Genomic DNA, 18,090 nt, shown 5'->3' with positions numbered 1-18,090 from the left:
GAGCCTCGGCGGGACGGACGTCTGGCCGGCCAGCTCGTCGACCTGGCCAGTGCGTCGTGCCGTACGAGGCTCACTCAGGCTCCCGACGCCGAGCAGAAGTGAGCCACACACGTCCGTCCGCAGTGTCCAGGGCGGTGAAGCGACGCCAAGGCTGAGTCCCACGCAGATCGAGGCGCGCCGATGTCATTCCGGGCTGCCGGGCACAGGCTGGGGTTCGCCGCCGGTGGGCTCGAACTCGGCCAGCATCTGCTCCAGCGCCGCCTGGTCCGGCCCCACGAACGCCGATTCCCCGGCTGCCGAGCCCAGCGTGTCGATCATCGACCCGGTGATCCCGAGAGCTTCCGAACTCTCCGATTACGTAAGAGGAGTTCACCCCGACCGCGCCACCCGGCAGCGCAACCTGCGCCGGAGCCCGGCCCGCGTCCAGTGGGACCCCGAGCGCGACCTCCACCTGAATCCGCTCCCGTACCGTTCCCTGCAGCCGGGGCTCGACGGAGAGGCGGCGCGGCGGTACGCGGACGAGTGGACGGTCTCGATCCGTGACGTCACCCAGCTCGCCCGGGAGATCCACGGCCAGGTGCGGGCGGGCCGGCTCGACGAGGCGAGGGCACTGCTGCCGGCCGAGTTGCCGTACGGGACGGACGCGATGTCGCCCAGGGGCTGACCCGTCCTGCGCGACCTGACATTCTGCACGTGTCCACCGGGCTCCGAACGCGGAGACCGGTCAGGGGAGAGGGACGAGGGGAGACACCCGTGGAACCCACGCCTGCCCGGGAGCGGCACGACGCGCTTCCCGAAGGGCTCGCCGAGGCGATACGCGACACCGCCGAGGAGATAGCGGCGCTGCTGCGCGGCCGCGCGGACACGAGCGTGCCCGTCCCAGGATCCGAGTGGACGCTCGGTGAGGCGGCAGCCCATCTGGCGCAGGCCAACGAGCTGATGGCGGAGCTCGCCGCAGGCCACGAGCGCAGCTACGGGGACGGCACGCCGCAGAGCCTGGCGGCGGCCAACGAGCGCGCCCTCGCCGGGTTCGAGGAGCGTGGGGCGGATCCGCTGGCCGCAATGATCGTGGCGCAGGCGGCCGCATTTCTCCGGGCCGCGGAACGGCGGGCACCGGACGAGCCGGTGGCGACGCCGCTGGGTTCGATGGATCTCGCAGCGCTCGGCTCGTACCTGCTGACCCACATGCTCGGCCACGGCTACGATCTCGCCCGGGCGCTCGGCCGTCCGCACATGCTCGACCGCACCCGGGTCGAGCTGTCGATGCCCTTCATGCTCACGGCCATGCCGCGGGTCGTCGCCGCTGCAGCCGCCGGCCTGACCGCCCGCTACACGATCCGGCTGCGCGGCGGCTCCAGCTTCGGGGTGGCCGTCACCGACGGTGCGGTGGCCGTCAGCCGCGAGCCGCTCCGTCGCCCCGACTGCACCATTTCCATCGAGCCGGTCACCTTCCTGCTGATCGCTCTCGGCCGGTGCGATCCATGGGGGGCGATGGCCCGTGGCCGAGTGCTGACATGGGGCCGCAAGCCCTGGCTCGCACCCCGCTTCCCGGCCCTGTTCACGGCGCCCTGAGCCACGGAAACCCGCTCGCCGGACCGGACCAACCGGTGCTGTGATGACGCCATGACAGCACCGGCCGCCCCGCAGCATCAGATCCGCGCCCAGCACACGGACACCACCATCATCGTCTACCAGGCCTACTCACGCTCCATCGGCCTCCCCGCCGCCCGTGACGGACGCTTCCCCATCGCCTGGAAGCGCGACCGCATGACATGGATCAAGCCGAGCTTCCTGTGGATGATGTACCGCTGCGGCTGGGCCACGAAGGAGGGCCAGGAGACCGTGCTGGCCGTCGAGATCAGCCGCGAAGGCTTCGACTGGGCGCTGGGCAACGCCGAACTCTCCCACTACGTCAGGGGAGCCCACCCGGACCGCGCGAGCTGGCAGCGCAGTCTGCGCCGGTCCCCGGCCCGCGTCCAGTGGGACCCCGAACGCGACCTCCACCTCAATCCGCTCCCGCACCGCTCCCTGCAACTCGGTCTCACGGGCGAGGCGGCGCGGCGGTATGCCGATGAGTGGACGGTTTCGATCCGTGACGTCTCACCGCTGGCCCGGCAGGTCCACGAACTGGTCCGTGCCGGGAGGACCGACGCGGCAACGGCGCTCCTGCCGTGCGAGTCGCCGTATCCGACGGGCACTGTGCCCGTGCCGATGCGGGTCGGGCCGGAGGGCCGGCCGTGACGTGCTCAGGCCGCCGTCAGTGACCGGGTCGATCTGCGGATCTCCGTCATGAAGTCCACCACCTGCGGGTCCCTGCGCCAGCGGGCCAGGGAGCTGCTGTAGACCTGCAGGTACTCCATGCCGCGGACGCTGCCCAGCCGGGTGAACAGGGAGAGGGACTCACGGCCCAGGTGCAGGCTCTGGTCCAGGTTGCCCTGCTGGGCATGGGCGGATGCCAGGACGGAGAGGCGGACGCTGCGGGAGCGGAGGAAGGCGTCGCCCGGCATGCCGCCGGTGGCGTGCCAGGCGAAGGCGGCGCGGGGATTGTCGAGGTCACGGAAGACCTCGGTGGCGTCGGTGATGATCCTGGACTGGGTGAAGAAGCCGATCCAGGCCGGGCCCTCGCCGCCGGCGCCGCGTTCCTGGAGTTGCTCGGCGCGGGCGAGGCAGGCGCTCGCGGCCGGGGCGTCGCCCGCGCGGGCATGGGCCCTGGCCTCAATCAGCTTGGCGAACCCCGCCACCCGTGGCTCCAGCGCGCGGCCGCGCTGAAACGCACCCTGGGCCATGTCGATCGCCTCGGAGGTGAAGCCGCGCATCAGGGTCTGCATCGCCATCGTGCTGAGGATGTACGAGCCCAGGTCGGCGTCGCCCCCGGCGCGGGCGAGGCGCAGCGCCTGGATGAAGTGGCGTTGGGCGAGATGCTGCTGACCGGCGTCGAACGCGGTCCAGCCCGCCAGCCGGGCCATCTCCGCGGTCACCCCGAAGAGGTCCTGGCCGACCTTCTCCGAGTAGCTGCCCTTGAGCAGTGGGACGACCCGCCCGTACAGATACTCGGTGAGTGAGCGGGACTTCCAGTTGGCGCCGCCGAAGCGTGAATCCCACACCCGGGCGGCGTCGGCTGCCTCCCGTAGTTCCTTGATGTGCTCACCGACCACTACGGGCCCCTGGCTGCGCGACCGGGTCGCCTCCGCCGGGTCGATCAGCCACCGGGTGACCGGGGTGGCGAAGGCGGACAGCGCGAACGTCTGGCTCGCGAGAAACTGACGGCGGTTCACTGCACTCCAATACGATGCTGCTTCGGTCACCGCGTCGTCCTGGCGACGGGCGAACTCCAGGCCCAACTGAGAGGCGTCACCCTCCGCGCCCTGCATGCCGATGTCCTGCAGGGTCATCGGCCTGCCCAGCGCCTCGGAGAGCGACATACAGATGAGCCGGGGTATCGGCCATTTCGGCACCATTCCGCGTCGGCACCAGTTCGCCACCGAGGTGTGCGTGTAGTGGCTGGGCTTCCCGTCGACAAGGCACAGCTCATTCACCCGGTGAGCGAGGCGTTTGTGGCTCATTCCTGATTCCGCCACCAGCTTTTCCAACCATGGATTTCCGCGCTGTGTCACGTCCTGGGTCTCTGCCATGTCGCCTCCCTGGACCTCAGCATACCGAGGTCCAGGGCCAGTTGGGCCCAGTGCGCGAGTTGTGAGCCCCCCTGTGAGCCCTTCTGGGGTCCGCCGCATCGGGCTCCCATGGGGAGTGGGAATTCCGCAGTCGCGGAACATCGGAAAATCCTGAAAGGTGATGATCCAGGAATGCTCAAACTGATCGAATTGTCAGTGGTCCTGTCCCCGGAGGCAACGCTGGAGTTTCATATTCCGGTCGGTGCCGCCCTTTATATGATCTTCTCGTGGGTGCGCCGCCGGTAGCGGACGGCCATCAGTGTCCGCCGCTACGCCGTGGCGTCGAACTTCCACGTCAGCATGGCGAAGTCGCCGTCGTCCGCAGCGCCGCCGACCGGTAGGTCGCCCGTGCCGTCTCGTTGTCGAGGTCCACGCTGACTCACATGTCGTAGCAGCCCCGCTCTCGGGCGACGGCGGCCGGCGCCTCGGTCAGGGCGCGGCCGATGCCGGGGCGGCGGTAGGGGGCGTCGACCGCGGTCGCGGGTTCGGGAGCTTCGTTGCGGGGCCAACCAAGAACGAGATGGGGTGGAGGGGGCCGGGCGGGGGCGAGCCGGGCCGGGCGGGCATACCGCGTACGGAGTACGGCGGGGGAGCGCCGTACGCCGGAAGGAGGCCGAACACTTCCCCCTCGCGGCAGCCCGGGCGCGAGGGTCGTGCGCTTAGGGTCGACACATGCAGACCCCTGACTCCCGATGGCGCCGGTGGACCCGTGAGCGTGGCCGGTGGGCGGCGGCCCTGGCCGCGCTCGTCGTGCTCGCGGGCGCCGGTACCTGGACCGCGGTGGCCGACGACCGTGCGCCCGCCGTGCACCGCGAGGACCGGACGATGCGGATCGACGGGGTGTCCCTCGACACCTCGTACTTCACGTCCGGCGGTTCGGAGCGACGGCCCGCCGTGCTGATCGGGCACGGCTTCGGCGGCTCCAAGGACGATGTGCGGGCGCAGGCGGAGGAGCTGGCCGGTGCCGGGTACGCCGTCATGACCTGGTCGGCCCGCGGGTTCGGGAAGTCCGGCGGGGAGATCTCGCTCAACGCGCCCGACCGTGAGGTCAAGGACGTGTCCGGGCTGATCGACTGGCTGGCCCGGCGGCCCGAGGTGCAGCTGGACGCGAAGGGCGACCCGCGGGTCGGCGTCACGGGCGCCTCGTACGGTGGCGCGGTCTCGCTTCTCGCCGCCGGGTACGACCGGCGCGTCGACGCCATCGCGCCGGTGATCACGTACTGGAACCTCGCCGACGCGCTCTTCCCCGACGGGGTCTTCAAGAAGCTCTGGGCCGGGATCTTCGTCACCTCGGGCGGCGGTTGCGAGAAGTTCGAGAAGCAGCTCTGCGCCATGTACGAACGGGTCGCCGTCTCCGGGAAGCCGGACGCCGCCGCGCGTGCGCTGCTCAGCGAGCGGTCGCCGAGCGCCGTCGGCGACCGCATCAAGGTGCCCGCGCTCATCGTGCAGGGGCAGACCGACTCCCTCTTCCCGCTCGGGCAGGCCGATGCCATGGCGCGGACCATCAGCGGGAACGGTGCACCCGTCGCCGTCGACTGGATCGCGGGCGGTCACGACGGCGGGGACATGGAGAGCGGGCGGGTCGAGAACCGGATCGGGGCCTGGTTCGACCGCTATCTGAAGGAGGACAAGGGCGCCGACACCGGACCCTCCTTCCGCGTCACCCGTACCGGAGGCATCGACTCCACGGACGGGGCGGCGCTCCGGCGCGGGGCGAGCAGCGACACGTATCCCGGGCTGTCCAGCGGCGACCGGGAGATCGCGCTGACCGCGACGAGCAGCGGTCCGGACATCACGGGCGCAGGCGCAGGTACAGGTGCGGCGGCGGGTGCCGGGCGGACCGGTGGAGCCGCGGACCGTCGGACGCAGACCTTCCGCAACCCCGCCGGCGCCAACCCGCCCGCCATCTCCGCCGTCCCGGGCGTCGGCGGCGGCATCGCCCAGCTCTCGTCCCTCGGCGTCGGTCTGTCGATCGACTTCCCCGGCCAGTACGCCCGCTTCGACTCCGCACCGCTCGATACGTCGATGCGCATCACCGGATCGCCCACCGTCCGCGTGAAGGTGACGGCCGGGCAGGGCGACGCGGTCCTGTTCGGCAAGGTGTACGACGTCTCGCCGGACGGGAAGCAGCAGGTGCTGCCCGCCCAGCTCGTCGCCCCCTACCGGATCACGCCGGAGCGGCAGAACAAGACCGTCGAGCTGACCCTGCCCGCCGTCGACCACGCACTCGACGCCGGACACCGGCTCCGGCTCGTCCTCTCCGCCACGGACCTCGGCTACGCCTCACCGGCCGAGCCGACCACGTACAGCGTCTCCCTCGCCGGCCCGCTGACCGTTCCCACCGCCCCCGCGGTGAAGACGGCATCGGCCGCCCTGCCGTGGTGGACCTGGGGGCTCCCGGCGGCGGCCGCCGTCGTCGCTCTCGCCCTGCTGCTCACCGCACGGCGGCGTACCGCGACCCCCGCCCCCGACCCGGTGCTCGCCGAGGTCCCCCTCCAGATCACCGGACTGTCGAAGAAGTACGCCAAGTCCGCCGACCGGTACGCCGTGCAGGACCTCTCCTTCCGCGTGGAGAAGGGCCAGGTCCTCGGACTCCTCGGACCCAACGGCGCGGGCAAGACCACCACGCTCCGCATGCTGATGGGGCTGATCACGCCCGACGACGGCGAGATCCGCGTCTTCGGGAATGCCATCCGGCCGGGCGCGCCCGTACTGTCCCGGGTCGGCTCGTTCGTCGAGGGCGCCGGATTCCTGCCGCACCTGTCCGGGCGCGCCAACCTGGAGCTGTACTGGCAGGCCACCGGACGCCCCGCCGGGGACTCGCACATCGAGGAGGCCCTGGAGATCGCCGGGCTCGGTGACGCGCTGGCCCGCGCCGTGCGTACGTACTCCCAGGGCATGCGGCAGCGGCTCGCGATCGCCCAGGCCATGCTCGGCATGCCGGACCTCCTCATCCTCGACGAGCCGACCAACGGGCTCGACCCGCCCCAGATCCGCGAGATGCGGGACGTGATGATCCGTTACGCGGCCGGGGGCCGGACCGTCATCGTCTCCAGCCATCTCCTCTCCGAGGTCGAGCAGTCCTGCACCCATCTGGTGGTCATGGACCGGGGCCGGCTCGTCCAGGCCGGACCGGTCGCCGAGATCACCGGCTCGGGCGACATGCTGCTCGTCGCCACCGCCGAGGAGATCGCCGAACCGCTGGTGGAGAAGATCGCCGCACTCCCCGGGATCGACTCGGCCGTCCGCACGGACGACGGGCTGGGCCTGCTCGTCCGGCTCGACGGCGCGAACTCCTCCCGGCTGATCGCCGAACTGGTCCGGCTGGACGTGCCGTTGACGGGGGTCGGGCCGCACCGTCGCCTGGAGGACGCGTTCCTCACTCTGATCTCCGGAGGCTCCGCATGAGTGCCGCAGTCGATCTCACCCACGCCGCCGAGGCGCCCGGCTACCTGGCCCGGCGCACCCTGCCGCTGCGTGTCGAGGCGGTTCGGCAGCTGCGCAGGCGGCGCACTCTGCTGATGGGCGGGGTGCTGGCGGCGCTGCCGTTCATCCTGATCACCGCCTTCGCGATCGGCGGCACCCCGAGCTCCCGGGGCGGCGGCGACCGGATCACTCTGATGGACACCGCGACCGCGTCCGCCGCGAACTTCGCCGCGACCTGCCTGTTCGTCTCGGCCGGATTCCTGCTGGTGGTGCCGGTGGCACTGTTCTGCGGGGACACCGTCGCCTCGGAGGCCGGCTGGTCCTCGCTGCGCTACCTGCTCGCCGCGCCCGTGCCCCGGGCCAGGCTGCTGTGGAGCAAACTCGTCGTGGCACTCGGCTTCAGCCTGGCCGCGATGGTGCTGCTGCCGCTCGTCGCACTGGCCGCGGGAGCGGCGGCATACGGCTGGGGGCCGCTCGAACTCCCCACCGGTGGTGCGCTCGCGACCGGCGACACCGTGCCGCGGCTCGCCCTCGTCGTCGCCTTCATCTTCGTCTCCCAACTGGTCACCGCCGGGCTGGCGTTCTGGCTGTCGACGAAGACCGACGCCCCGCTGGGCGCGGTCGGCGGCGCGGTCGGGCTGACCATCGTCGGCAACGTGCTGGACGCCGTCACCGCGCTCGGCTCCTGGCGCGACTTCCTGCCCGCGCACTGGCAGTTCGCCTGGGCGGACGCGCTCCAGCCGGACCTGGAGTGGGGTGGCATGGCGAAGGGGGCGGCGATCTCGGTGACGTACGCCCTGATCCTTTTCGCTCTCGCGTTCCGCGGGTTCAGTCGTAAGGACATCGTGTCCTGACGTTGATGTTCCGCGGCGTCTCGCGCCGTTTCCGCCCGCCGTTGCCGCATCGAGACTGTTCCGCAACGTTTTCGTCTGCTCCCTGGCGCCGCCCCGAACGTCACATCCACAAGTGCTGACGCGATGGTTGGGGGTACGGGATGAAAGACCGGACGCATGGCCGGATGTATCGAAGGACGCTCGGACTGGTGCTGGCGGGCGGGATGCTGGTGGGCGGGGCGCTGCTCACCGGCTGCGGGGCGGGGGAAAGCGGGTACAACTCGTCCGCCAAACGTGCCGACGGTCCGCAGGGGACGAGCGGGGGCGGCCAGGTCGCCCCCGCGCCCGCACCCGGCGCCGAGGACGACGCCTCTCGGAAGGCGGAGGATCGGCCGGAGAAGCCCGTGGCGCCGGACTATCTCTCCACGTTCGCACTGGACGTGGACACCGCCAGTTACGGGTACGCGCGCCGCAAGCTCGACGACGGCGAGTTGCCGGGGGCGGAGACCGTACGGCCCGAGGAGTTCGTCAACAGCTTCCGCCAGGGCTATCGGCGGCCGGCCGGCAACGGGTTCTCGGTGACGGTCGACGGGGCACGTACGGGTGAGGGCGCGGGGGCCGGTGAATGGTCGCTCGTACGGGTCGGCCTGGCCACCCGAGTCGCGGACGAAGACGGCGAACGCCCGCCCGCCGCACTGACCTTCGTCGTCGACATCTCCGGCTCGATGGCCGGGACCGGCCGCCTCGACCTGGTGAAGAAGTCCCTTTCGATCCTCACCGACGAACTCCGCGACGACGACTCCGTCTCCCTGGTCACCTTCAGCGACAAGGCGAAGACACTGGTGCCGATGACCCGGCTGCGGGACCACCGCGGAAGGATCCGCGACGCCGTCGACTCCATGGAACCCACCGACTCCACCAATGTGGAAGCGGGTGTCCGGCGCGGTTACGAAGAGGCGGTCTCCGGCCACCGCGCGGGCGCGAACAACCGGGTCGTCCTGCTCTCCGACGCCCTCGCCAACACCGGTGAGACCGATGCCGACGCCATCCTCGAACGGATCGACGACGCCCGCCGCGAGTACGGCATCACCCTCTTCGGCGTCGGCGTCGGCAGCGACTACGGGGACGCGCTGATGGAACGCCTCACCGACAAGGGCGACGGCCACACCACCTACATCGGCGACGAGACCCAGGCCCGCAAGGTCTTCGTCGATCAGCTTCCCGCCCACATCGAACTGCGGGCCCGCGACGCCAAGGCGCAGGTCGCCTTCGACCCGAAGAACGTCAAGCAGTTCAAGCTCATCGGGTACGAGAACCGCAAGGTGGCCGACGACGACTTCCGCGACGACAGCGTGGACGGCGGCGAGGTCGGCCCCGGGCACACCGTGACCGCGCTCTATGCCGTACGGCTCCGGGACGGCGCCGCCGGGCATGTGGCGACCGCGACGGTGCGCTGGCTGGACCCGAAGACACGGGCGCCGCACGAGCAGTCGGGAACGGTCGAGACGGGTGCGATCGACGGCAGCCTGTGGGGCGGCGACAGCGACAAGCGGCTCCAGGTGGCCGCGGTGGCGGCGTACTTCGCGGAGCAGCTGCGAGGCGGCACACTGCCGGGTCAGCCGGGGCTCGGCGAACTCTCCACCCGGGCGGCGACGTTGGCAGCCGGCACCGAGGACAGTTCGGTACGGAAGCTGGCGACGGCGATCGCGCAGGCCGACCGGCTCCGGGGCGACGACAGGGGCCCCGGCGGCGGGGGTGAGCAGGAGGGCGAGATGGGCTGACCCGGCCGGGGGCTTTCCGGTCCGACGGCCACGGGATCGCTCACCTTCGGCCAGGGCACGCTGGGCACGGTCGCGAAGGGCGCGGCGCCGGGATCCCCCGTCAACCGCTGAGCCGTCGCGGAGGGTCCCGGGGGTAGGCCCAGCCCTACCCCCGGGACTCCGGCAGCACCGATGGTTCCGGCGCAGCAGCGTCTTCTACGGTGGGGCCATGCGCCCTCGGAACGTGTGGCAGGCCATGCAGGGACCCCGTTATCTGCTGTCGTCCTGGCCCTGGCGCTCGGTCGGATACCTGCTGAGCGGAGCCGTGGCAGGCGTCGTGGTGCTGTTCGTGATCACGCTCGGCGTGGTGCTCGCCGGTGCGCTCACCGTCGTGGTGATCGGGCTGCCACTGCTCGCGCTGACGACCCTCGCCGGCATTCCGGTGGGGGCCATCGAGCGGATACGGCTCCGCCTGATGGACCGGACCCCGGCGCCCGGCCCGCACCGCCGCCCGGCCGAACCCGGGCTGTGGAGTTGGCTCGCCTTCCGATACCGGGAGCCGGCGACCTGGCGGGAACTCGGGTACGCACTGCTCTGGGCCGTGGTCCTGTGGCCGCTCGACGTCCTCGCACTGGGTGGGTGCGTGGCTGTCCCACTGGCGCTGATGTCCACCCCCGCGGTGATGGAGGTGTACGGGAACGGCGAAGAGGCCCGCGTGGTGAAGCAGTGGACGGTCACCACCTGGCCCGAAGCCTTCGCCATCGCTGCGCTCGGCCTCGTACTCCTCGCGCTCGGCTGCTACGCGCTGGGCCTGCTGGCCGGGGCGAGAGCCGGACTGGCCCGCCTCCTCGTCGCCGACAGGGGCGACGACATGGGGAACAGGGTCACCGAACTCACCCGCTCCCGGGTCCGGCTGGTCGACGCCTTCGAGGCGGAACGGCGCCGCATCGAACGCGATCTCCACGACGGCGCCCAGCAGCGCATCGTCGCGCTCACCATGACCCTTGGACTCGCCCGCCTCGACGCGCCGCCCGGCCCCCTCGCCGACCAGTTGGCCAAGGCCCACCAGGAGGCCGGTCAGGCACTGGCCGAACTGCGCGAACTGATCCACGGCATCCACCCCAAGGTCCTCGCCGACTACGGCCTGGAAGCCGCCGTCTCCGACGCCGCCGACCGTTCCGCGACCCCCGTCGACCTGGAACTGGCGCTCCCCGGCCGGTTCCCCGAGGCCGTCGAGGGGGCCGCGTACTTCGTGGTCTGCGAGGCGCTGGCCAACGTCGCCAGGCACAGCGGTGCGAGCCGTGCCGAGGTGACCGGCGGCCACGCCGCGGGCCGGCTCTTCCTGGAGATCCGCGACGACGGGCGCGGCGGTGCGCGCACCGGTGGCGAAGGGACCGGGCTGACCGGTCTCGCCGACCGGGTCTCCGTACTGGATGGCAGACTTGCGCTGTCCAGCCCGCCCGGCGGCCCGACCCTGTTGCGTGTGGAGATTCCTTGCGAGTGGACCGATCGCTCCGCGTAGTGCTGGCCGAGGACAGCGTGCTGCTCCGTGAAGGTCTCATCGGACTGCTCACCCGCTGCGGCCACGAGGTCGTCGCCGCCGTCGGCGACGCGGAAGCGCTCCTCGCGGCCGCCGCCGCACACTCCCCGGACATCGTCGTGACCGATGTCCGGATGCCGCCCGGTCTCCAGGACGAAGGACTGCGCGCGGCGGTGGAACTCCGCGAGAAGCAGCCCGCTCTGCCGGTGCTGGTGCTCAGCCAGTACGTGCAGCGGACGTACGCCGCCGAACTCCTCGACTCCGGCGACGGATCCGGTGTCGGCTACCTGCTCAAGGACCGGGTCGGTCAGATCGAGGAGTTCATCGACGCCCTGCGGGAGGTCGCCGACGGCGGCACCGTCGTCGACCCGGAGGTCGTACGCCAACTCCTGCGCCGCCGCCGCGATCCGCTGGAGCGGCTCACCGCACGCGAACGGGAAGTGCTCGCCCTGGTCGCCCAGGGCAGGTCGAACGGCGCGATCGCCCGCGACCTGGTGGTCTCCGAAGCCGCGGTCGGCAAGCACATCGGCAACATCCTCGCCAAGCTGGACCTGCCGCCGGCCGACGAGACACACCGCAGGGTGCTGGCGGTGCTGGCGTTCCTTCGCGCGTAACTCCCCTTCCCGTGGCCGCCCGTGCGACAGCGCCGGCGTCAAGAAGGCCTCTTGCGACGCTACGGCCTGGACCTACTACCAGGCGGTCGACAAGCTCGGCTGCACGGCGGTGACGGACGCCGCGTAGCCAGTCCCGCGGTAAGCGCCTGCACATTCGCTCGCCCGTACCCGTACGTACACTTAAGAGGGCAATGTCACTCATTCCGGGTGCCCTGTGTCCTACGCGGGTTCGCGGAAGGAAGCGAGCGATGGCTGAGCAGCTCCTCATGGACAAGGCCGGTGCGGCACGGCTTCGGATGATCATCGAAGCGGGGGTTGGGCTGGGAGGAGTCGATCTGCTCGGTTTCGCCCTGGAACATGCGGTGACGGAGGCCGACGGACTGGGCGGGATGGTCCATGTGAGGGGCCCCAGGGGGCGGGGGCTGCTGCTGATGGCGACCAGCGGGATCGTTCGCACCGTGGCCCAGGACTGGGAAGAGATCGCGGTGGACGGCGACACCGCGCCCGCGCGTGCGGTGGCGGGTGGCGCCTCTGTATGGATGTCCGCTCTGGGCGGGCAGAGCATCCCCGAGGTCTCCGTGGCCCAGCGCAGCACAGAGGGCGGCACAGAACGCGCCGGAGAGGGCGGTACGGACGGCGGCGCACGGCACGGCGGCCGGGGCCCCGACAGCCCCCTCGGCCACCACCCCCACGCCGCCGCCCCCTGGTCGCCGCTCTCCGCGCTGCCCGCGGGCAGCGGGCTGCTGGCCGTTCCGCTCCTCACGCCGGACGGGGTCGTGGGCGCGCTGTCCGTGCTCACCCTCGGTGAGGGGCAGCCCACGCCGCAGCAGCGGTCGGCCGTCGAGACGCTCGCCGCCTGGGCCGCCCTGCGGCTGCGGGAGCCCTCGATGGGCTGGGGCAGGATCGACCCCGGGCGGCTGGGGAAGGAGCCACCCGTCACCCGGCTCCGACAGGCGCTGGAAGCGATCAAGGTCGGTTCCTGGGAATGGGACCTGACCACAGGGGAGCAGCTGTGGGACGAGTCGACGCTCGCCATCCTCGGTATGGCAGGGCAGTCCACGAACCAGCGCTTCGACACCTGGAGCGGGCTGGTCCACCCCGATGACCTGCCGTGGCTCCTGGTCGAGATCGAGCAGGCGATCCGTAACCAGCGGGTGTCCAGTTTGGAGTACCGGATACGCTGCCCGGACGGGACCACGCGCTGGGTCAGCTCGCGGAGCAGGGTCCTGCCGGGAGAGGACGGCCGGCCCGGTCGCATGGTCGGCACGGTGTGGGACACCACCGAGAGCCGGATCGCCCGGGACTCGGTCAGCCGCGCGCTGCGGCACATGAGTGACGCGTTCTTCGCGGTCGACAGCGAGTGGCGGATCACCTTCCTCAACATGGAGGCGGAGCGGCTCCTCGGAGCCTCGCAGGAGCTGCTCGGCCGGAACCTGTGGGACGCATTGGCCGAGATCGGCATCGACGCCGTGGGACTCGGCCTGCAGGCGTCGTACCGGCGGGCCGTCGACCGCGGGACCCCGGTCGGCTTCGTGGTGCGGTGGCCCACCAACCGGCGTCAGTACCAGATGCGGCTGATCCCGGTACCGGACGGCCTGATGGTGTACGCCACCGATGTCACCGAGATGCGGTCGCGTGAAGCCGAGTCCGTCGCCGCGGAGCGCGTCACGGCCGACCGCAACGCCCGCATCACCGCGCTGGCCGGTGCCCTCGCCGAGGCCCTCACGGTGCAGGATGTCGTGAATGCCGCCGCCGAGCGGATCATGGCGCCGTTCGGCGCCTCCGGTCTCGTCGTCCATCTCATCGAAGCGGACACGCTGCACGTCGCCGGGCAGGTCGGATACCCGGAGACGTTCTTCCGCGACTTCGAGGGAATGCCGGTCGGCGACATCGCCCCGCTCGACGAGGTGCATCGCACGAGAACGGCCGCCTTCATCGACTCGGTGGAGGAGTACACCGAGCGCTACCCCCGGATGGCCGGCCGCCCGGCCGAGGCCAGGAAGTCGTCCTGGGCGTTCCTGCCGCTGATCGTCTCCGGCCGCTCCGTCGGCTGCTGCGTCGTCTCCTTCACCGAGCCGCGGCGTCTCGGCGGTGAGGAAAAGGCTCTGCTCATCACGCTCAGCGGACTGATGGCGCAGGCCATCGAGCGTGCCCGGCTGTTCGACGCCGAACACATGAGGGCCCAGGCGCTCCAGCGGGGACTGCTGCCGAGCGAGCTTCCGAGGCTGTGCGCGGTCAGTACCGCCGCCCGCTATGTGCCCGCCAACGAGGGCATCGAGGTCGGTGGCGACTGGTACGACGTGATCCCGCTGTCCGGCGCCCGGGTGGCGCTGGTCATCGGCGATGTGATGGGACACGGCCTGTCCGAGGCGGCCACCATGGGGCGGCTGCGGACCGCCGTGCACACGCTCGCCGATCTTGAGTTCCCGCCCTCCGAACTCCTGACCCGCCTCAACCAGGTGGTGAACGACCTCGGCGACGACTTCTACGCCACCTGTTTGTACGCGGTGTACGACCCCGTCACCTGCACGTGCAAGTTCGGCTCCGCCGGGCACCCGCCGCCGGCCGTCGTGTACCCGGACGGCAACACCACATTCCTCGCCCACCGGCCGGATCCGCCGCTGGGCACCGCACGCCCGCCGTTCGAGACCACGGAGGTCGTCCTCCCCCGGGGCAGCCTGTTGGTGCTCTACACGGACGGACTGATCGAATCCGCCACCCGCGACATCGACCGGGGTATGCGCCATCTGACGAAGGCGCTCTCCGGTGCGGCGGCCGCCGCACGGGAGGACGACGCCGCGGGCAGTTCGCTCGGGCTGGAGCGGCTGTGCGACGAGGTCCTGGCCGAGCTGCTGCCGGGCACCCAGCTCATGGACGACGCCGCACTGCTCGTCGCCCGCACCTTTGCGATACCTGCCGACTCCATTGCCAGCTGGACACTTCCCGACGGCCCGATCGCCGCGAGCGAAGCACGTCACCATGTCCGGGACCAACTGGAGGGCTGGGAGCTCGACGAACTCGCCATGACCGCCGAGCTCCTGGTCAGTGAGCTGGTCGGGAACGCCGTCCGGTACGGCAAAAGCCCCATCGCCCTCCGCCTGCTCCGCGCCGAGCGGCTGATCTGCGAGGTCTCCGACGGCAGCCTGTCCACACCCCGCATCCGCAACGCGACGGAGACCGACGAGGGCGGTCGCGGACTGCAACTGGTCGCCGCCCTCGCCCACCGCTGGGGCGCCCGCTACACCGCCACCGGCAAGTGCATCTGGACCGAACAGCCGGTGTCCTGACCGCCGTTCCGGGAGGCGTACGCGCCCGGGGGCCGCTCCGGTCGGCCTCATGCGTCACACAGCCCCGGCCCAGCCGCGGCTGTTTCAGGACGTGCGGTACGGACATTCGCACGGCCGGAGTCCAGGGGCGGGGACCTACTCCGCTTCGCGCCCGTCCTCGGGTACGTCCGGGGCCCCGACCGCGGCCAGCAGGTGTACGGCTCGGGTCTCGGTGATCTCCAGCACGGCGAGTACGGCCGGCAGTGCGATGCTCGGCAGTACATAGCGCAGCAGCATGGAGATCCGTTGTTCCAAGTCCTTGCGTTCGCAGAGGACGTGGGACATCTCCTGGATGCCGGAGAAGGCGCCGGCCAGGAGCTGGGCGGCCTCCGCCGGATTGACGTGGGGCAGGACCTCGTTCTGCCGCTTCGCCTCGGTCAGCAAGGTTTCGAGCCGGGCGATCCAGGAGTGGAACGGCAGGCCGCGGTCCAGTTCACCGCCCCCCTGCTCCATCGCCAGCCCGACGCTCGCGCGCACCAGCGGCTCGTGACGGAGCCGGTGGGCCAGCACCAGGCCCTGGTCGACCAGCTCCTGGAGCTTTGTCAACTGCGTCGGCAGCGAACCGACTTCAAGCTGCGCCTCCATCACTCCGAGGGCCAGCTCCTCCTTCGAGGCGAAGTGGAAGTAGAGGGCCCCTTTGGTCACGCCGGCCCGTGCGAGAATCTCGCTGATGGTGGCGCTTGCGTAGCCACGCTCGTCGAAGACAGTGGCGGCAGCCAGCAGGATCGACTGCCGGGTCTGGATCGCTCGAGCTTGTTGGGCCATCAGCTGTGCGTTCCTGCCTCTCGTGGCGGTGTGATCTCGCGTACACCAGCCGGACTGTGGAAGAACCAGGTCCGTCGGTACCTTACCGTGGGGGAGCGAGGCACTCCCCCATGGATGAGCTGGGGGTATTTCCATGGTCCACATCGATTTGGCCGACACTGGCACCCTCGCCGAGACCGAACCATCCGGCCTCCACCGGTCGGCGATCCCTCCGCAGAGAGGCTGGAGAACCGACGTCTCGCATGAACTCGTTCACCGGTCCGACCCCAGGGACATCTTTCCCACCGCCTGGTGCAGGCTGAGCGATACGGAGTTCTCCGTATCGGCCCGATGGCCGCGCCCGCACCACTTCTTCGCGGCCGGATCGGGCCACCATCAGGATCCCCTGCTGATAGCCGAGACCATGCGGCAGGCGACGATGATGCTGGCCCACGCGGAGTTGGAAGTTCCGGTCGACGACCAGTTCGTGATGTGGGACCTGGCGTACGACATCGTTGTTCCGGATTTTTCCCTGGAGGTCGCGTCCGGAAAGGTCCTGATCGATCTGACCTGCTCGGATGTGCGGAAGCGGGGCAAGAGCATCGCTGCCATGCGGGTCGACCTGCGCTTCTGCCGCGGCGGCACCGTGCTGGCGACCAGCTCGGGACGGATCAGTTGCACATCGGCGCGCGCCTACCGCCGACTCCGCCAGGACAGTCTGGACATGATGGGCCGTCCCGTGCCCCTGTCGCCCGGTGCGGATCCGTACGAGGTGGGCCGGACGGAGGAGTCGGACGTCGTACTGACGCCGACACCTCAGCCGAACCGCTGGCGATTGCGGCTGGACACCACCCACCCGACCCTGTTCCGACGCCCGAACGACCATGTTCCGGGCATCGTGCTGCTGGAGGCGGCTCGCCAGGCAGCCGTCGCTGTCGTTCCGGGGCACACATTTCTCCCGACGTCGGTGGAGATCGCTTTCCATAAATACGCCGAACTCGACGGCGCCTGCTGGGTGGAGGCCGAGCTGATGCCCTTCGACGACAGTTCCCGGACTGTGGTGCGGGTACGCGGACAACAGGACGGCGAGCCGGTATTCACCAGCGAACTCACTCACACACATGGGGACGACCGGTCGTGACGCACATCCTCATCACCGGGGCGAGCGGCTTCGTCGGCAGACATGTGGTGGCGGCCGCGGACACCAAACCCGGCGTCCGGCTGCGTCTGATGGAACACCGGGCGCCCGTCGACGTCCCTGCGTCCGGCGCAGGCTCCGACATCGAAACCGTGCACGGGGACCTCACCTCCGTCGCGTCGTTGCGCGGCATCTGCGACGGGGTCGACGCGGTGATTCACTGCGCCTCGCAGATCAACGGGGACGAACGAACGGTCCGGTCCGTGAACGACCTCGGGACCCGGGCACTGGTGGAGGAGGCGGAGCGCGCAGGCGTCGCCCGCATCGTCTGTCTGAGCACGGCAGCCGTGTACGGACGCGGGCCGTTCACGGACCTGGCCCCCGGCCGGGCGCCGCTCGCCCCGGTCTCGCTCACCAGCGTTACGCGTGCCGCCGCGGAAAGCCATGTGCTGGCTGCCGGCGGGACCGTGCTGCGCCCCCATCTCGTCTATGGCGAGGGGGACCGCTGGGTGATCCCCGGTCTGTTCGCGCTGGTCCGGGAACTGTCGTCCGGTCTGGCCGGGTGCGCAGCCCGGCACTCCATGATCGATGTGCGGGCGCTGGGCCGGGCTCTGCTGGCCGCGGCGCTCTCGCCCCGGGAGACCGCGGGTATCCATCACGTCAACCACCCCGATCCGGTGGCCTGTTCCGATCTCGTGGCGGTGGTCTCCACCGCGCTCGGGCTGAAGTGGGCTGCCGCGGGCATCGCGCTGGACGAGGCCCGGGCACGGCTCGTCGAGTCACCGCGCCTCCTGCATTCCCTCCAATTGCTCGCCGTGGAGCACTGGTTCGCCGATGGTCGGGTGTGGGAGCTCCTCGACTGCGATCCCGGTGACGGCTTCAAAGCGGACTTCCCGCTCCATGCCGGCTGGTACAGAAACGTCCTGATGCCTGGCGGGCAGGGATGACCGGGCCGGACGGTGGGCCGACAGCAGCCCACCACCCGGTCCTCACCCGTCGGTCCACGCGGATGCCGTGGGCGAAACGGAAGAAGCCGTA

The 18,090-nt window shown here is 70.8% G+C and carries 13 protein-coding genes and 2 pseudogenes; 12 read left to right on the top strand and 3 right to left on the bottom strand.

Features of this window, described 5'->3' with window-relative positions; all coding sequences use genetic code 11:
• Positions 1 to 183: 183 nt before the first annotated feature.
• Positions 184 to 318 carry a hypothetical protein gene (locus tag AB0I23_RS05255; RefSeq protein WP_359107005.1) on the bottom strand — a complete coding sequence of 45 codons (135 nt, stop codon included), beginning with the start codon at positions 316 to 318 and terminating at the stop codon, positions 184 to 186.
• Between the two features lie 22 nt (positions 319 to 340).
• On the opposite strand from AB0I23_RS05255, the pseudogene AB0I23_RS05250 reads away from it, so the two are divergent.
• The 3 genes and pseudogenes from AB0I23_RS05250 to AB0I23_RS05240 form a co-directional block, all read left to right on the top strand.
• Positions 341 to 664, top strand: a pseudogene (locus AB0I23_RS05250) (DUF4291 family protein); the annotation flags it as partial.
• An 89-nt stretch (positions 665 to 753) separates the two neighbouring features.
• On the top strand, positions 754 to 1,572 hold the full coding sequence (locus AB0I23_RS05245) for a maleylpyruvate isomerase family mycothiol-dependent enzyme (protein ID WP_359107004.1): 819 nt from the start codon (positions 754 to 756) through the stop codon (positions 1,570 to 1,572).
• A gap of 51 nt (positions 1,573 to 1,623) precedes the next feature.
• Positions 1,624 to 2,241 (top strand): DUF4291 domain-containing protein, encoded by a 618-nt coding sequence (locus tag AB0I23_RS05240; RefSeq protein ID WP_359107002.1) that lies wholly within the window; start codon positions 1,624 to 1,626, stop codon positions 2,239 to 2,241.
• 5 nt (positions 2,242 to 2,246) lie between these two features.
• On the opposite strand, the gene AB0I23_RS05235 is transcribed toward AB0I23_RS05240, so the two are convergent.
• Positions 2,247 to 3,632: a sporulation protein gene (locus AB0I23_RS05235; RefSeq protein ID WP_359107000.1), complete on the bottom strand. Its 1,386-nt coding sequence runs from the start codon at positions 3,630 to 3,632 to the stop codon at positions 2,247 to 2,249.
• Positions 3,633 to 4,343: 711 nt separating this feature from the next.
• Here AB0I23_RS05235 and AB0I23_RS05230 point away from each other — a divergent pair.
• The 7 genes and pseudogenes from AB0I23_RS05230 to AB0I23_RS05205 all read left to right on the top strand — a co-directional run bounded on the left by AB0I23_RS05230 (position 4,344) and on the right by AB0I23_RS05205 (position 15,131).
• Entirely contained in the window at positions 4,344 to 7,079 is a 2,736-nt protein-coding gene (locus AB0I23_RS05230; RefSeq protein WP_359106998.1) for an alpha/beta fold hydrolase, read from the top strand.
• Entirely contained in the window at positions 7,076 to 7,951 is an 876-nt protein-coding gene (locus AB0I23_RS05225; RefSeq protein WP_359106996.1) for an ABC transporter permease, read from the top strand. Before AB0I23_RS05230 ends, AB0I23_RS05225 begins: the two co-directional genes overlap by 4 nt.
• A gap of 164 nt (positions 7,952 to 8,115) precedes the next feature.
• On the top strand, positions 8,116 to 9,711 hold the full coding sequence (locus tag AB0I23_RS05220) for a vWA domain-containing protein (protein WP_359106994.1): 1,596 nt from the start codon (positions 8,116 to 8,118) through the stop codon (positions 9,709 to 9,711).
• Between the two features lie 208 nt (positions 9,712 to 9,919).
• Positions 9,920 to 11,212, top strand: coding sequence for a sensor histidine kinase (locus AB0I23_RS05215; RefSeq protein ID WP_359106992.1), 1,293 nt, complete (start codon positions 9,920 to 9,922; stop codon positions 11,210 to 11,212).
• A complete protein-coding gene (locus AB0I23_RS05210) occupies positions 11,185 to 11,844 on the top strand; it encodes a response regulator transcription factor (protein ID WP_359106990.1) in 660 nt (219 codons plus the stop codon). The genes AB0I23_RS05215 and AB0I23_RS05210 overlap by 28 nt, the downstream gene beginning before the upstream one ends.
• A gap of 34 nt (positions 11,845 to 11,878) precedes the next feature.
• A pseudogene (locus tag AB0I23_RS41595) lies at positions 11,879 to 11,971 on the top strand (phospholipase); the annotation flags it as partial.
• A gap of 121 nt (positions 11,972 to 12,092) precedes the next feature.
• On the top strand, positions 12,093 to 15,131 hold the full coding sequence (locus AB0I23_RS05205; protein WP_359106988.1) for a SpoIIE family protein phosphatase: 3,039 nt from the start codon (positions 12,093 to 12,095) through the stop codon (positions 15,129 to 15,131).
• A 135-nt stretch (positions 15,132 to 15,266) separates the two neighbouring features.
• On the opposite strand, the gene AB0I23_RS05200 is transcribed toward AB0I23_RS05205, so the two are convergent.
• Positions 15,267 to 15,935: a ScbR family autoregulator-binding transcription factor gene (locus AB0I23_RS05200; RefSeq protein WP_359106986.1), complete on the bottom strand. Its 669-nt coding sequence runs from the start codon at positions 15,933 to 15,935 to the stop codon at positions 15,267 to 15,269.
• A gap of 133 nt (positions 15,936 to 16,068) precedes the next feature.
• On the opposite strand from AB0I23_RS05200, the gene AB0I23_RS05195 reads away from it, so the two are divergent.
• Together AB0I23_RS05195 and AB0I23_RS05190 are read left to right on the top strand one after the other, a co-directional pair.
• Entirely contained in the window at positions 16,069 to 17,055 is a 987-nt protein-coding gene (locus tag AB0I23_RS05195) for a ScbA/BarX family gamma-butyrolactone biosynthesis protein (RefSeq protein ID WP_359106984.1), read from the top strand.
• Positions 17,052 to 17,999 carry an NAD-dependent epimerase/dehydratase family protein gene (locus AB0I23_RS05190; protein ID WP_359106982.1) on the top strand — a complete coding sequence of 316 codons (948 nt, stop codon included), beginning with the start codon at positions 17,052 to 17,054 and terminating at the stop codon, positions 17,997 to 17,999. Before AB0I23_RS05195 ends, AB0I23_RS05190 begins: the two co-directional genes overlap by 4 nt.
• Positions 18,000 to 18,090: the final 91 nt, after the last annotated feature.

It is taken from the genome of Streptomyces atratus (genome assembly GCF_040655115.1).
Lineage (GTDB): Bacteria > Actinomycetota > Actinomycetes > Streptomycetales > Streptomycetaceae > Streptomyces > Streptomyces atratus_D.
This window is presented reverse-complemented; position numbering and strand designations above follow the sequence as displayed.

Coding starts and splice junctions, on each gene's coding strand:
- AB0I23_RS05255 (WP_359107005.1), bottom strand. CDS start 318: ATGATCGACACGCTGGGCTCGGCAGCCGGGGAATCGGCGTTCGTGGGG.
- AB0I23_RS05240 (WP_359107002.1), top strand. CDS start 1,624: ATGACAGCACCGGCCGCCCCGCAGCATCAGATCCGCGCCCAGCACACG.
- AB0I23_RS05235 (WP_359107000.1), bottom strand. CDS start 3,632: ATGGCAGAGACCCAGGACGTGACACAGCGCGGAAATCCATGGTTGGAA.
- AB0I23_RS05230 (WP_359106998.1), top strand. CDS start 4,344: ATGCAGACCCCTGACTCCCGATGGCGCCGGTGGACCCGTGAGCGTGGC.
- AB0I23_RS05225 (WP_359106996.1), top strand. CDS start 7,076: ATGAGTGCCGCAGTCGATCTCACCCACGCCGCCGAGGCGCCCGGCTAC.
- AB0I23_RS05220 (WP_359106994.1), top strand. CDS start 8,116: ATGTATCGAAGGACGCTCGGACTGGTGCTGGCGGGCGGGATGCTGGTG.
- AB0I23_RS05215 (WP_359106992.1), top strand. CDS start 9,920: ATGCGCCCTCGGAACGTGTGGCAGGCCATGCAGGGACCCCGTTATCTG.
- AB0I23_RS05205 (WP_359106988.1), top strand. CDS start 12,093: ATGGCTGAGCAGCTCCTCATGGACAAGGCCGGTGCGGCACGGCTTCGG.
- AB0I23_RS05200 (WP_359106986.1), bottom strand. CDS start 15,935: ATGGCCCAACAAGCTCGAGCGATCCAGACCCGGCAGTCGATCCTGCTG.
- AB0I23_RS05195 (WP_359106984.1), top strand. CDS start 16,069: ATGGTCCACATCGATTTGGCCGACACTGGCACCCTCGCCGAGACCGAA.